Annotated in this window: 12 protein-coding genes; 5 read left to right on the top strand and 7 right to left on the bottom strand. The window is 70.3% G+C overall.

Features of this window, described 5'->3' with window-relative positions; all coding sequences use genetic code 11:
• Positions 1 to 129: 129 nt before the first annotated feature.
• Entirely contained in the window at positions 130 to 2,235 is a 2,106-nt protein-coding gene (locus ACDP63_RS14410) for a serine/threonine-protein kinase (protein ID WP_028710308.1), read from the bottom strand.
• A 171-nt stretch (positions 2,236 to 2,406) separates the two neighbouring features.
• Here ACDP63_RS14410 and tssH point away from each other — a divergent pair, with 171 nt between their 5' ends.
• Genes tssH through ACDP63_RS14385 form a run of 5 tightly spaced genes read left to right on the top strand, consistent with a single transcriptional unit; the run spans position 2,407 to position 9,317 of the window.
• On the top strand, positions 2,407 to 5,214 hold the full coding sequence (gene tssH, locus ACDP63_RS14405; RefSeq protein WP_024844263.1) for a type VI secretion system ATPase TssH: 2,808 nt from the start codon (positions 2,407 to 2,409) through the stop codon (positions 5,212 to 5,214).
• A gap of 8 nt (positions 5,215 to 5,222) precedes the next feature.
• The gene (locus tag ACDP63_RS14400; RefSeq protein WP_024844262.1) at positions 5,223 to 6,329 is read left to right on the top strand and encodes a DUF2169 domain-containing protein; all 1,107 of its coding nucleotides are present in this window, start codon (positions 5,223 to 5,225) and stop codon (positions 6,327 to 6,329) included.
• Complete coding sequence (locus ACDP63_RS14395) at positions 6,326 to 7,390, top strand: 3-oxoacyl-ACP synthase (protein ID WP_024844261.1); 1,065 nt, start codon at positions 6,326 to 6,328, stop codon at positions 7,388 to 7,390. Before ACDP63_RS14400 ends, ACDP63_RS14395 begins: the two co-directional genes overlap by 4 nt.
• Positions 7,387 to 8,373, top strand: a complete 987-nt coding sequence (locus ACDP63_RS14390) for a DUF4150 domain-containing protein (protein ID WP_024844260.1) — start codon at positions 7,387 to 7,389, stop codon at positions 8,371 to 8,373. The genes ACDP63_RS14395 and ACDP63_RS14390 overlap by 4 nt, the downstream gene beginning before the upstream one ends.
• Positions 8,370 to 9,317 (top strand): hypothetical protein, encoded by a 948-nt coding sequence (locus tag ACDP63_RS14385; protein ID WP_024844259.1) that lies wholly within the window; start codon positions 8,370 to 8,372, stop codon positions 9,315 to 9,317. The genes ACDP63_RS14390 and ACDP63_RS14385 overlap by 4 nt, the downstream gene beginning before the upstream one ends.
• Here the strand turns inward: ACDP63_RS14385 and ACDP63_RS14380 are convergent.
• From ACDP63_RS14380 to meaB, 6 genes are all read right to left on the bottom strand, one after another.
• Positions 9,278 to 9,658: a hypothetical protein gene (locus tag ACDP63_RS14380; protein ID WP_024844258.1), complete on the bottom strand. Its 381-nt coding sequence runs from the start codon at positions 9,656 to 9,658 to the stop codon at positions 9,278 to 9,280. The two genes, ACDP63_RS14385 and ACDP63_RS14380, sit on opposite strands and share 40 nt — an antisense overlap.
• Positions 9,658 to 10,074: a DUF6484 domain-containing protein gene (locus tag ACDP63_RS14375; protein WP_024844257.1), complete on the bottom strand. Its 417-nt coding sequence runs from the start codon at positions 10,072 to 10,074 to the stop codon at positions 9,658 to 9,660. Before ACDP63_RS14375 ends, ACDP63_RS14380 begins: the two co-directional genes overlap by 1 nt.
• A gap of 101 nt (positions 10,075 to 10,175) precedes the next feature.
• Positions 10,176 to 10,970 (bottom strand): hypothetical protein, encoded by a 795-nt coding sequence (locus tag ACDP63_RS14370; RefSeq protein WP_024844256.1) that lies wholly within the window; start codon positions 10,968 to 10,970, stop codon positions 10,176 to 10,178.
• A 245-nt stretch (positions 10,971 to 11,215) separates the two neighbouring features.
• Positions 11,216 to 11,491 carry a 50S ribosomal protein L28 gene (rpmB, locus tag ACDP63_RS14365; RefSeq protein ID WP_011748713.1) on the bottom strand — a complete coding sequence of 92 codons (276 nt, stop codon included), beginning with the start codon at positions 11,489 to 11,491 and terminating at the stop codon, positions 11,216 to 11,218.
• A gap of 155 nt (positions 11,492 to 11,646) precedes the next feature.
• Positions 11,647 to 12,228, bottom strand: a complete 582-nt coding sequence (locus ACDP63_RS14360; protein ID WP_051419622.1) for a methylated-DNA--[protein]-cysteine S-methyltransferase — start codon at positions 12,226 to 12,228, stop codon at positions 11,647 to 11,649.
• Positions 12,212 to 13,225 (bottom strand): methylmalonyl Co-A mutase-associated GTPase MeaB, encoded by a 1,014-nt coding sequence (meaB, locus tag ACDP63_RS14355; RefSeq protein WP_114669430.1) that lies wholly within the window; start codon positions 13,223 to 13,225, stop codon positions 12,212 to 12,214. Before meaB ends, ACDP63_RS14360 begins: the two co-directional genes overlap by 17 nt.
• Positions 13,226 to 13,274 lie beyond the last annotated feature (49 nt).

Raw genomic sequence — 13,274 nt, 5'->3', positions numbered from 1 at the left:
CTTCTCAAAGGCCGCATTATGTTCTTCTCGAAATGGGAAAATCATCTCATGGACTGCGGCTTTGCGCAATGAAATCCTGCGGATCGGCCGATATGCCCCTTGCGGCACGCGCGCCGGGCCCATCCGCCGTCAGGGCCGCAGGTCCAGGACGCGCTGGGTGGCGGCCAGGATGAGCTGGGGATCGGCCGCGCGCCGCGCCGCCAGCGCCTCGGCAAAGGCGGCGGCGGATTCGTCGCCCGGCCGGCGCTCGTCGAAAAGCGGGCCGCGGGTCACGAAGGCAAAGATCCCGGCCTTGCCGAAATCGCGGTCGTTGACGCGAAAGGCGATGCGTCCCTGGCCCAGGGCGGCCTCCTCGGCGGGCCAGAGCACGCGCACGCGGCGCAGCGCGCCTTCGGGCTGGCCGATGCGGTCCAGCCGGGTTTCCTGATCGGTCATGTTGGGCAGGATGTTGAAGACCTTGCCGGTCTCCTCGACCGCGACCCAAAGCTCGGCGCCGGGCGTCGCCGCTAGTTCGGCGGGGACCAGCACGTCCGCGACCGGGTTGTCGCCGGGGCGGTATATCCCGGTCAGCGAGGGTTCGGGCCGGCCTGCCTCGGCCAGGCGAATGCCGATGCCGCCCTCGGGCAGGTCCGCCGCCGCGGCGCGGATCCGGCAGAGCGAGGGGCTGAGCGTCTCGATCTCCAGCCGCAGGGCGCGCTCGCCCAGGGCCGGGCGCAGCGCCTCGGCCAGTGCCGCCGCGGCGGCCGCATCGGGCAGGGCGCCGCGGATCGCCACGCCGGCACCGGGCGGGGCGCCGCCCGGGGACAGGTCGCTGGTCAAGGGGCCGCAACTGGCGGCGCGGGCCAGCAGCGCGTCCAGATCGGCCGGCATCAGCAGGGTGGGGGCGGTGGCAAGCCGCGGCACCAAATCCATCCCCGAGGCCTGCGCCCATTCGGCCAGCCGGGCGGCGATGGCGTCGCGCTCGGCCGGGGTGGCGGCGCTGCCGGCGATCTCGGCGCGCATGTCGGTGACCAGCACCGTCCAGCCCTGCAACCCTTGCAGCGCCGGGAAAAGCCGCTCGACCGCCTCGGCCCAGCCCGGCGCCGGCATGCCGCGCGCCGGGGCCAGGGCGTCCTGCGGTGGGCTGGCCCCGGCGGCCTCGGCAAAAGCGGCGGCGATGCGCGCGGCGCTGGCCGCATCCGGCGCCGGGCCGGACAGGTGCGGCGCCTCGCCCCCCGCCGCCTCCAGCCGCCAGGGCTGGACCAGCGGCAGGGCGGGGAAAAGCAGCGGCCTTGCGGCAAAGAACCCGCCGGACAGCATCACGGCCAGAAGCAGCAGGATCAGCCAGATCCGCCCGCCGCCACCCGCCTTTCGCGCCGGTTGCGGCCGGGGTGCGGCGCCCTTGCGGGCCGGCGCGGCCTCGGCCCCCTTCAGCAGCGCATCCAGCCGCGCCACCACCGCTGCGGCCGAGGGTGCGCGCTCGGCGATCCGCGGTGCCGAAAGCCACAGGATCAGCCCCGCCAAGGGCTCGGGCAGGCCGGTCACGTCCAGCGGCTCGGATTTGCGGCGGATCATCTCGCCGGGCGTCGCGCCGGCAAAGGGCACTTCGCCCCGCGCCGCCGCCAGCAGCAGCGCGCCGAGCGCGTAAAGGTCGCTGGCCGGCTCGGCCTTGCCGTCGAACTGTTCGGGCGCGGCATATTCGTATTTGCCGGCGAACTGGTTGCCGACCACGGTATGCGCGCCGGCGGCGGTGTCCTTGGCGATGCCGAAGTCGATCACCGTCGCGCCTTCGACCCGGCCGTCGCGCAGGATGACGTTGTCGGGCGACAGGTCGCGATGCACCACGCCGCGGGCATGGGCGGCGACCAGCCCCTCGGCCACGCGATGCGCGACGATCAGCAAGTCGCGCATCCCCAGCCGCCGCTCGGCCATCACCTCGGAGAGCGCCGGCCCGTCGATGAAGTCCATGACCAGGAAGACATGGCCCTCGGGCGTGCGCGAGCAGTCGCTGTAGCGCACCACGGCATCATGCAGGATGTCGCGCATCGCCTCTTCGCGGCGCATCAGTTCCAGATAGCCCTCGTCGCCGGAAAAGCCGGCCGAAAGCGCCTTGATCGCCACCACCCGGCCGGTGACGAGGCTTTTGGCGCGATAGACCTCGCCGGTGCCGCCGCGGCCCAGCACGCCCTCGACGGTCCAGGTGTTGTTCAGCACCTGGCCCTCGTGGAAGATGTCCCCCGGCAGGGCCGGGATCATGGCGACGTTCCCTTTTGCGGCAGGCTGGCCATGGCCGGCTCCTTGCGAAAAGATTTCCGAAAGTCGCGGTTTTGAAATACACTTTCCCAAGGATCATTTCCCCCGAGCCTGCCCGTGGCAAGCCCGTTTTATCGCTCCGGTTCTTTTGCCAGCTTTGCAAGGATGGCCAGGATGACGACCGTGACGCCCCGCGCCCCCGCCCGAGGATCCAGGGAAACCGTCAAGCGCAAGGAACTGGTCGCCCGGCTGGACCCGCTGTGCCTGCGGGCGTTTTCCGAAGGGGCGCGCAATGCCAAGGCGCGCGGCAACCCTTACGTCGAACTGGTGCATTTCATCGCCGCGCTGGCCGGGATGCCGGATTCGGACCTGGCGCTGATCGCCCAGGCGGCCGGGGCCGATGGCGCCCGGCTGGAGGGCGACCTGGCCCGCGCGCTGGACGCCCTGCCGCGCGGGGCCAGCGCGGTCGAGGAGTTCTCCGACCACATCTTCCACGCCATCCAGGAGGGCTGGACCCTGGCCGCGCTGGAGGGCGGCACCGACCGCGTGCGCTCGGGCGACATCCTGATCGCCTGCCTCAAGACCCCGGTGCTGGAAGGCTTGCTGCTGCGCATCAGCCCCGAGTTCGGCCGCATCGACCCCGACCGCATGGCGCCGGACCTGCCCGGCATCCTGGCCGGTTCGGCCGAAGCCGAGGCGGCGGAGCCGCCCGAGATGGCGCCGGCCAATGTGCCGAAACCGCCCGAGGGGGCGCTGGCGAAATACGCCACCAACCTGACCGAGCGGGCGCGGGCCGGCAAGATCGACCCGGTGGTCGGCCGCGACCCGGAAATCCGCCAGATCATCGACATCCTGATGCGGCGGCGGCAGAACAACCCGATCCTGACCGGCGAGGCCGGGGTGGGCAAGACCGCCGTGGTCGAGGGCTTTGCCCTGCGGCTGGCGCGCGGCGACGTGCCGCCGCAGCTGGCCGCGGTCGATCTGTGGCTGCTGGACATCGGGCTGATGCAGGCCGGCGCCAGCGTCAAGGGCGAGTTCGAGAAGCGGCTGAAATCGGTGATTGACGAGGTGCAGGCCTCGGCGAAATCGGTGATCCTGTTCATCGACGAGGCGCATACGCTGATCGGCGCCGGCGGTGCGGCGGGCACGGGCGATGCCGCCAACCTGCTGAAACCGGCTCTGGCGCGGGGCGAGCTGCGCACCGTCGCCGCCACCACCTGGGCCGAATACAAGCAGCATATCGAAAAGGATCCGGCGCTGACCCGGCGCTTCCAGGTGGTGAAGGTCGAGGAGCCTTCGGAAGCCGCCGCTGTCGAGATGCTGCGCGGCGTGGCGGGCGTGCTGGAAAAGCACCACCGGGTCGAGATCCTGGACGAGGCGATCGGCGCCGCCGTTTCGCTGTCGCATCGCTATATCCCGGCGCGGCAATTGCCGGACAAGGCGATCAGCCTGCTCGACACCGCCTGCGCCCGCGTCGCCGTCAGCCAGCACGCGACGCCCGCCGAGCTTGAGGATCTGGAGCGCCGCTTGCAGGCGCTGGAGATCGAGGCGGGCATCATCGCCCGCGAGGCCGCGATCGGCATCGACACCACTGAACGCCAGGCCGCCAACGATGCCGCCCGCGCCGCGGCCGAGGCCGAGCGGGCCGCCGCGCTGGAACGCTGGGAGGCGGAAAAGGCGCTGGTCTCGGACATCCTGGCCCTGCGGGCCGAGCTGCGCGGCGAGGGCATGGCGCTGGACGAGACCGGGGCGGACGCGGCAGAGGCTGAAGCGGAGAGCGCCGCCGCGCAGGCCGCTGCCGAGGGGGCTGCGGCCGAGGCCGCGCCCGATGCATCCGTCGGGGCCGCGCCGGCCGCTGATGCGGGTGCCGAAGCCCCGAACCCCGATCCCGACCCCGCCGCGCGGCTGGCGCTGTTGCGCGCCAAGATGGCCGAACTGGCCGAGCGGCAGGGCGAGCGGCCCTTGATCCTGCCCTCGGTGGACCGGCTGGCGGTGGGGGCGGTGGTCCAGGACTGGACCGGCATCCCGCTGGGCCGGATGCTGGCCAGCCAGACCGAGCGCGCCCTGGGCCTTGCCGGCCTGCTGGCGCAGCGCGTGGTCGGCCAGGACCATGCCATGGCCGCCATCGCCAGCCGCATCCAGACCGGCATGGCCGGGCTTGGCGCGCCGGAAAAGCCGATGGGCGTCTTCATGCTCTGCGGCCCCTCGGGCGTCGGCAAGACCGAGACGGCGCTGGCGCTTGCCGATGCGCTTTACGGCGGCGAGCAGAACCTGATCTCCATCAACATGAGCGAGTTCCAGGAGGCGCATACCGTCTCGACCCTCAAGGGCGCGCCGCCGGGCTATGTCGGCTATGGCAAGGGCGGCGTGCTGACCGAGGCGGTGCGGCGCCGGCCCTATTCGGTGATCCTGCTCGACGAGGTGGAAAAGGCCCATTCCGACGTGCACGAGATCTTTTTCCAGGTCTTCGACAAGGGGATGATGGATGACAGCGAAGGGCGGCGGATCGACTTTCGCAACACGCTGATCCTCATGACCTCGAATGTCGGCACCGACGAGATCATGGCGCTGACCGATGCCGGCCGCAGCCGGGTCGAGATCGACAGCCTGTCCGCCGCGCTGCGCCCGCCGCTGCTGAAGGTATTCCCGCCGGCGCTGCTGGGGCGGCTGGTGACGATCCCCTACCTGCCGCTTTCGGATGCGATGATCGAGACCATCGCCGGGCAGAAGCTGGCCGGCATCGGCCGCAGGCTGGCCGCCGCGCATGGGGCCGAGCTGGTGATCGGCCAGGGCGTCATGGAGCAGATCTGCGCCCGCTGCACCGAGGTCGAATCGGGCGGCCGCATGATCGACGCCATCCTGACCGGCGCGATCCTGCCCGAACTCAGCCGGCGGGTGCTGGACGCCAGGCTGGAAGGGCGCGGCATCGGCAGGGTGACGGTGACCGGCGGGCCGGACGGCTTTGCCTATGCCCTTGACTGAGGTGCGCCGTGCAGATCCTGGACCAGACCGGCTTTTCCCATCAGATGGGGACCGGCATGGATGTGGCCGGGCAGGCCTACATGCTGCTGGTGGTCAAGGGCAGCTTCGCCTTTCCCGAGCGTGAAACCGACCCGCCCCTGCCGCTGAAGGACCAGCGCCCGCTGGTCATGGCCGACGAATATACCGGCGCGCCGGGGTTCTCGGCGCCGCTTTGGGAAAGCGATTTCGCCTTTCGCAAGCCTTTCTGCGACGTGGTGCTGAACGGCGCCGCCCATGCCCCCGGCGGCCGCCCGGTCGAGCGGCTGCGCGTGGGGCTGGCGGTGGGCAACTGGTCCAAGCAGTTCGACGTCGTCGGCCAGCGCGAATGGCGCACGCTGGGGCCGGCCATTGCCGCGACCCGGCCCTATCCCTTCACGCGGATGCCGTTTTCCTATGACACCGCCTTCGGCGGCCCGGACCGCAGCCGCCCGCCCGGCCCCGAGGTGCCGGTCCATGCCGCCAATCCGGTCGGGCTGGGCTGGGCCACCGCCTCGGGCGGCAGCCCGGCCGGCCTGGCGCTGCCCAATACCGAGGCGCCGGGGCAGGAGATCACCTCGCCCTATGGCGACTGGCAGCCGATGGCGCTGGGGCCCTACGGCCGCGGCTGGCCGCTGCGCCTGCCCTATGGCGGCACCTATGACGAGCGCTGGGCGGCGGAAACCGCGCCCTTCCTGCCGCGGGACTTCGACGAGCGTTACTACCAGATGGCGCCGCCCGACCAGCAGATCGCGCCGCCCGCGCCCTTTACCCCGGTGGTGCTGGTGCATCTGACCCCGCGCGGGCGCGAGGCGTTCCGCCTGCCCGACACCCGGCTGCCGTTCCGGGTCTGGCGCGGGCGCGACTGCTGCCTCGACACCGTGGCGCTGCCCGACACGCTGGCCATCGACGCCGAGGCGCGGGTCTTGATGCTGTGCTGGCGCGTGCAGGTGCCGATCCGCCGCACCATCGCCGAGTTCTCGCGCGCCTGGATCGGCGAGCCGACCGCCGCCATGCTGCGGGCCGAACGCGAGGGGCGCGGCTATATCCGTCTGCCCGCCGTGCTGGGTGAGGGCGGGGGCGGGGAGGATGGCCCATGATCGGCGTGCTGGCGGCGGGCATGGTGACGGCGGTGGGGCTCGACTGGGCCTCGTCGGCGGCGGCGATGCGGGCGCGGCTGGACGGGTTCGCCGAGACGCGCTTTACCGCACCCGGCGGCTGGCGCATCGGCGCGCCGGTGCCTTTGCCGCGCAACTGGATCGGCCAGCGGCGCATGGCGCATCTGGCCGCCGGTGCCGTCGCCGACATCCTGCGCCAGGAGCCCGCAGCCGCCGAGGCCGCGCTGATCCTGTGCCTGGCCGAGGAGGGCCGCCCCGGCCGCCCGGTGCAAGACCCCTCGGCGCTGCTGCGCATGCTGTCGCGGATCCTCGACCTGCCCGAGCGGCGGGCGCATGTGGTGGCGCATGGCCGCCCTTCGGGCTTCGTCGGGCTCGATCGGGCGCGGCGCATGATCGCCACGGGGCAGGCGGGGCGGGTGCTGCTGCTGGGGCTTGACAGCTACCTGACCGGGCCGGCGCTGGCGCATTACGCGGGGCTGGAGCGGCTGCTGCAGGACGGTAATGCCGACGGCTTCATCCCCGGCGAGGCGGCGGCGGCGGTGCTGCTGGGGCCGGGCGGCGCCCTGCGGCTGACCGGGCTGGGCCTGGCGCGCGAGGCGGCCTTCCTGGGCAACGGCCGGGGCGAGGACGGGTCGGACCTGCCCCTGCGCGGCGACGGCATGGCCGCGGCCTATCGCGCCGCCCTGGCCGAGGCCGAGACCGACCTGGCCCATGTCGAATACCGCATCTCGGACCTGCCGGGCGAGCAGCATTTCTTTCGCCAGGCCGCGCTGATGACCCTGCGGCTGGAACGCGGCCGCACCGCCTTTCAGGATCTGTGGAGCCCGGCCGAGAGCCTGGGCAATATCGGCGCGGCGGTGGTGCCGGCCATGCTGGGCATGGCGCTGGCGGCCGTGCGCCGGGGCTATGCGCCGGGCTCGCCGGTGCTGGTCGAGGCCTCGGGCGACGACGGCGCCTGTGGGGCGGCGGTATTGCACGAGGCGCGGGGCCCGGCCCGGCGCGTCTCGGCCGAGGACCGCCTTGCCACGGCGGCGATGCGATGAGCGGGGTTTTCGCCAACGGGCTGGAGATCAGCGGCAAGGCGGTCAACGCCCAGACCATCGCCGCCTTTCCCGACACCTGCTTCACCCCGCCCGAGAACCCGGCGACGCCGCCGGGCGTGCCGGTGCCCTATCCCAGCTTCGGCATGGCTTCGGACACGGAGAACGGCACCGGGACGGTGTTCATCTGCGGCAAGACGGTGAACATCAAGAACAAGTCCGACGTCAGCCGCACCTCGGGGACCGAGGCGGGCTGCGCGGCGAAAAAGGGCATCATCACCTCGAAGAACACCGGCAAGAAATATTTCACCTCATGGTCGAACGACGTGAAATTCGACGGCGAGCCGGTGATCCGCTTTTCCGACCTTGCCACGCATAACCACGCCTCGCCGGGCGGGCAGACGCCGCCCTGGGCCGAGATCTGCAAGTTTTCGCCCAACCGGCTCGACTGCAAGACCGTGCTGGCGGATTTCAAGCTGCACCGCCACGGCGACAAGGATTGCCCCGAGGGCCACGAATCCGAACATTTCGTGCAGAACGAATACCTGCAATGGAGCCGGGGCAAGACCACCGCGACCCATTTCGAGAACTACAACATGGAGGATGCCCCCTGCATCTGCATGCAGGCCTATCAGAAAGGCCCCGGCGGCAAGTTCAAGTCCGGCACGGGCAGCAAGGAAGGCTCGCCCCACCATGCCAAGACGCTTCAATGCAACGACGCGATCCGAAAGCGCACGCAGACGCCCAGCCTCAGCGAATCCATCGACGATTGCACCCAGGCGGTCGTGGACAACGACCCCCGCGCCAAGGGCAAGACGGACAAGGAAAAGAAAAACATCATGGAATGCCTGCGCGCGGCCTTCATGGAATACCTGGACCGCGCAGTGAAGGAAAAAGATCCAGGCAATTCGGCGAAAAAGGCCGTCAAGGATCCGATCGCCTGGGAAGTCAGCCCAGATCCTCAGCAAATGTGGTTACGCGTATGACCAGACAGCACGAATACAGCTCGGCCACCGAGCTTCCGCCGGAACTGATTTCCATCGGCTCCCTTAACGCCTATGAGATCGCGACCGACGACATCCGCGTCGCTTGCCGGCTTTCGGACCCGAATTACGAGATCGGCCAGCTGGTCATGCTCGACATCTCGATGACCAGCTTCGAGCTGCGCGTCGAACATGTGGCGGACCAGTTTTTCATGGGCTACCACGCCATTCCGCATCTGCGCGAGGTTCTTGTCGAGATCGGGGGCTATGTCCGCAGCCGCGATGCCTCGGGCTGGCGGGTGGCACGGATCGAATCCTCGTTCCTGCGCGATGCGTTCGTACTCGAGAACGGCCCGGCATTCGTCTTTGGCAACCGGGGCGAGATCTTTCGCATGGATGCCGGCGGGGCATGGTCGCGCGATGCCACCGGCACCGACAGCACGATCTATGCCATGCACGGCACATCGGCCGAGACGCTTCATGCCGTCGGGGGCAAGGGCACGTTCCTGCGCGCGCAAGGCCGGGAATGGCAGGCGGTGGAACTGGGCATCGGCGACGAGCTCCGCTGCGTCAGGCAGGTTGGCGACAGGATATTCGTCGGCGGAGAGGGGGGCTTTGCTGCCGAGCTTCGGGACAGCGAACTGCGCCTGATCGCCACCGGCATCGAAAGCGACATCCTGTCGATCGCCTGCTTCCGGGACCAGATCTATTTCAGCGATTCGGATTTCGGGCTGCACCGGCTGGCCGGGGATGCCTTCGTTCCGGTCGCCGAACTGGGCTATGTCTGCCGGCTGAACGCGACGCCGCGCTGGCTGACCCTCGATGCCGGGGAATTCGTCTTCCAGTTCGACGGCACGCATTGGCGCGGCATCGAGATCACCTATCGTGACGGCTATCGGGCCGAGGGCTATGACATGTCCTTCCTCGGGACTCCGCCCGAAGGCTGACCCAGCCGCCCGGCCAGATAGGCCCGGACCCGGTCCAGGTCCAGCCCGGCCACCCGCAGCCCCTCGGCGCCGGGTTGCAGCATGCGCAGCACGAACAGCTCGCCCGGCTCGGGATATTCGGCAAAGCGCGCCTCGGCGATGTGCCGCCCCTCGGCGCCGGCCAGGCGCAGCCCGTCCAGATGCGCCTCGAGCCGCTCCAGCAGGCGGGCGATGCGCAGCGCGTCCATCTCGGGGTTTTCCTCGGGGAAAAGCATCGCCCGGTCGTAGAGCGTCCACAGAAAGGCCGCCTGCTCGGCGTGCTGGCGCAGGATCTCGGGCAGGGCAGGGGCGGGGGGATACATCAGTTCAGGTTGATCGAGCCGCCGCGGATGCGGTTCGCCGCCGAGGCATGGCTGACCAGATAGGTGCCGCGGATGGTGATATGGCCGTCCGCCTCCATCACGATCGAGGCCTTGCCGCAGCGCAACTCGATCCGCTGCCGGGCGGTGATGCGCAACGGCTCGCCATCGACGGCGGCAACCGGGCCGGGCGGCCGGTCCCCGACGATGCGGCCGATCACCAGCGGCCGGGTCGGGTCGCCATCCTCGAACAGGATGGCAAGCTCGGCGCCGATGTCGCCCAGATCGAAGCGCACCAAGCTGCGCGCCGGAACCGCCTGGGCCGAGGGATTGCCGGGAAAGACCACCAGCGGCCGCCCCTCATCCAGGCCCAGCAGCATGCCGATTGCCACGCCGCCGCGAACATCCTCGCCGATCATGCCCAGCCCTCCGCTCCGGCTGGAACGATGATAGCATGGCCGGGGTCCGAATTCACCGGCTTTCACGGCCTGATCCGCCTGGGCGGCGCGTGGGGGAGGGGCTACGGCCCGGCGATCCGGCGCAGGAAATCCGTCAGCCGGTGGCGGGCGGCAAATCCGCTGCAAAAGGACGAAAAGATCGTGCGCAACTGGTGATCGGTGTGGTCCTGGCCCAGCGTTCCGTAATCCCGCCCCTCCACCAACTCGGCGCCGAGCTTCTCGGACAGGACGGGCTTGCCGGCGAGATACGAGGAAAGCAGGCGCGGATATTCGGTATAGATACCATCGGCGAAATGGATGTTGACGACGCCCCGGCTGTCGCAGATGGCCTTGTGCAGGTCCGTGCCATAGGTCTCGGACAGCAGGTCGCAATGATCCTTGGGCAGCCCGGCCAGGATCTTTGCCCTGCGGTCGTTGATGGCGCCGAAGAACACCGGCGGGCGCTGCCCGGCGCGATACGGCACCGGCCGGCAGGGAAAGACATGCGGGCCGAACAGCACCCGGCGCCGCAGGAAGCGGGGAAGCCATCGGTAATAGGGGGCGTTGGCGGGGCTGAGATCCAGGATGAGGTGATAGAACAGCAGCTGTTTCAGCAACCGCCGGGGGCGGGGCTTTCTCCACATCGTGCGGCCGTTTTCGTCGAAGTAATGTTCGGTCTGGAGCCCGAGCCGCAGCCCCCTGCGGAACAGGGCGGGGCCGAATTTGCGATGGATGCCGACATAGAGGTTGATCCGGGCGGCGGGCAGGTTCTCTGCCCGGATGCCGGCCAGCATGTCCCGGGCGAACTGATCGAGGACGGGGTGATTGGAAAAGACGGTCAGGGAGCCGAGCTTCTGTTCCCGAACCGGATCAGCCATCGCAGCCTCGTCTGGAAAAGCCCGCTTGCCGTTTTCTGCCCCGGCCGCCGTCAATGCCGGGCGGGAGGGGGCTGGCAAGGATATGCCCGCTGGCCCTGGGGATCATGCGGAACGGTGCCGCCGACCCGCGGGGGGCGGCTCCGGCGCATTCGGGTGCTGGCCGCAAGGATATGCAAAGGCCCCGCCGTTGCCGGCAGGGCGCATCGCATGGGACCGGCCCCGAATCGGCGCCACGGTCGGAAGGATCAGGCTTTCGCCAGCTCGCGCTTGATCTTCAGCGCGCGGTCGGACAGTTCCGCGTCCTTGGCCTTCGCCAGGAAGGCGTCCAGGCCGCCGCGGTGATCGACCGAGCGCAGCGCCGCGGCCGAGATGCGCAGCTGGTAGCTGCGGCCCAGCTTTTCCGACAGCAGCGACACTTCGTTCAGGTTGGGCAGAAACCGGCGGCGGGTCTTGTTGTTGGCGTGGGAGACGTTGTTGCCGCTCATCGGGCCCTTGCCGGTCAGTTCGCAAACGCGCGACATGATCTTGTTCCTTCGATTCGATCCTGCACGGGCGGCTGCCCGCAATATGAAAGGGCGCCGCGTGGCAGCGCCCGGAAATCCGTTTGCGCGGAATAAAGCGAGACGGGGGGCGCGTCAAGCGTTTTCGCCGGGCCGTTCCCTGCCGGTGCGGCGCTTCATCCCGCGAAATGCGTGGATTCATGCGCGATCAGCGCCTGCTTGCGCCACAGCCCGCCGCCATAGCCGGTCAGCGCGCCATCCGAACCGATCACCCGATGGCAGGGAATCACCACCGCGATCTGGTTCGCGCCATTGGCCCGCGCCGCCGCACGCACCGCTTGGGGCCGGCCGATGCGCCGCGCCAGCTCGGCATAGCTGATGGTCGTGCCCGCGGGCAGGCGCTGCAATTCCCGCCAGACCTGCTGCTGGAAATCGGTGCCGTGCAGGGCCAGCGGCAGGTCGAAAGCCGCCCGCTCGCCGGCGAAATAGCCGGCGATCCGCGCCTCGGTCCGGTCGGTGACGGCAGTGCGGCCGGGACCGATGCGGCCCCGCGCGGCCAGGCGGCGCAACTCGGTCGGCAGCGCCGCGCGTTCGAGGAATTCCAGCAGGTGCAGTCGCTTCTGGTCGGCGACCGCGATCATGCGGCCCAAGGGCGTGTCGAACCATGCGGCCAGCAGCTCGGCCGGCCCAGGCGGCGGGCCCAGGAGTGCGGCCAGCAGGGCGCCGGGATCGGCCTGCGGGTCAGGCCCGGCGCTCATGCGCCTGTCGCCCGGCGATCAGCGTGTCGCATTCGGCGGCGCCCAGCCAGTCCAGCATCTGCGCCGCCGCCGAATCGGGGTCGCTTTCGCCCCGCGCCACCGCGTCGCCCATCTCGCGCAGCCGGGTGCGCACCTCGGGCCGGTCGAGCCGCGCCAGCAGCCCGGCGCGCAGTTCCGACAGGAACCAGTGCCGCGCCTGTTCGGCCCGGCGGGCGTCGAAATGCCCGTGCTCGCGCCGCCAGTCGGCGAGCCAGGTCATGCTGGTCCAGGCCTTGTCCAGCCCCTCGCCGGTATAGGCGGAAACCGGCAGCGCCTTGGGAAAGCCCTCGGGGTCGTAGGGGCGCTTGCGCAAGAGCCGCAGCGCGCCGGCATAATCGGCCACCGTGCGCATGGCGGTCTCGCGCAGATCGCCATCGGCCTTGTTGACCAGGATGATGTCGGCGATTTCCATGATGCCGCGCTTGACGCCCTGCAGCTCGTCGCCGCCGGCCGGGGCGAGCAGCAGGATGAACAGGTCCGACATCTCGGCCACCAGGGTCTCGGATTGCCCGACGCCCACCGTCTCGATCAGCACCACGTCGAAGCCCGCCGCCTCGCAGAGCCGCACGGTCTCGCGGGTGCGACGGGCGACGCCGCCCAGCTCGGCGCGCGAGGGCGAGGGGCGGATGAAGGCGTTCGGGTCGCGCGACAGCGTCTCCATCCGGGTCTTGTCGCCCAGGATCGAGCCGCCCGAGCGCGCCGAGCTGGGATCGACGGCCAGCACCGCGACCTTGAGGCCCTGCGCGGTCAGCATCTTGCCGAAGGCCTCGATGAAGGTGGACTTGCCGACCCCCGGCGTGCCCGACAGGCCGATGCGCAGCGCCTGCCGCTCGGGGAGTTCGGCCAGCAGCGCGACGGCGCGGGCGCGGTGGTCGGGGCGGGTGCTTTCGATCAGCGTGATCGCGCGGGACAGCGCGCGGCGATTGCCCTGTGTCAGGGGTTCGGTCAGTTCGTCCATGCCCATCCCGGCTGCATCCTTGCGACGCGGGGGCCGACTGCCCCCGCAC

The organism is Paracoccus sp. P2, from assembly GCF_046335115.1.
GTDB lineage: Bacteria > Pseudomonadota > Alphaproteobacteria > Rhodobacterales > Rhodobacteraceae > Paracoccus > Paracoccus pantotrophus.
This window is presented reverse-complemented; position numbering and strand designations above follow the sequence as displayed.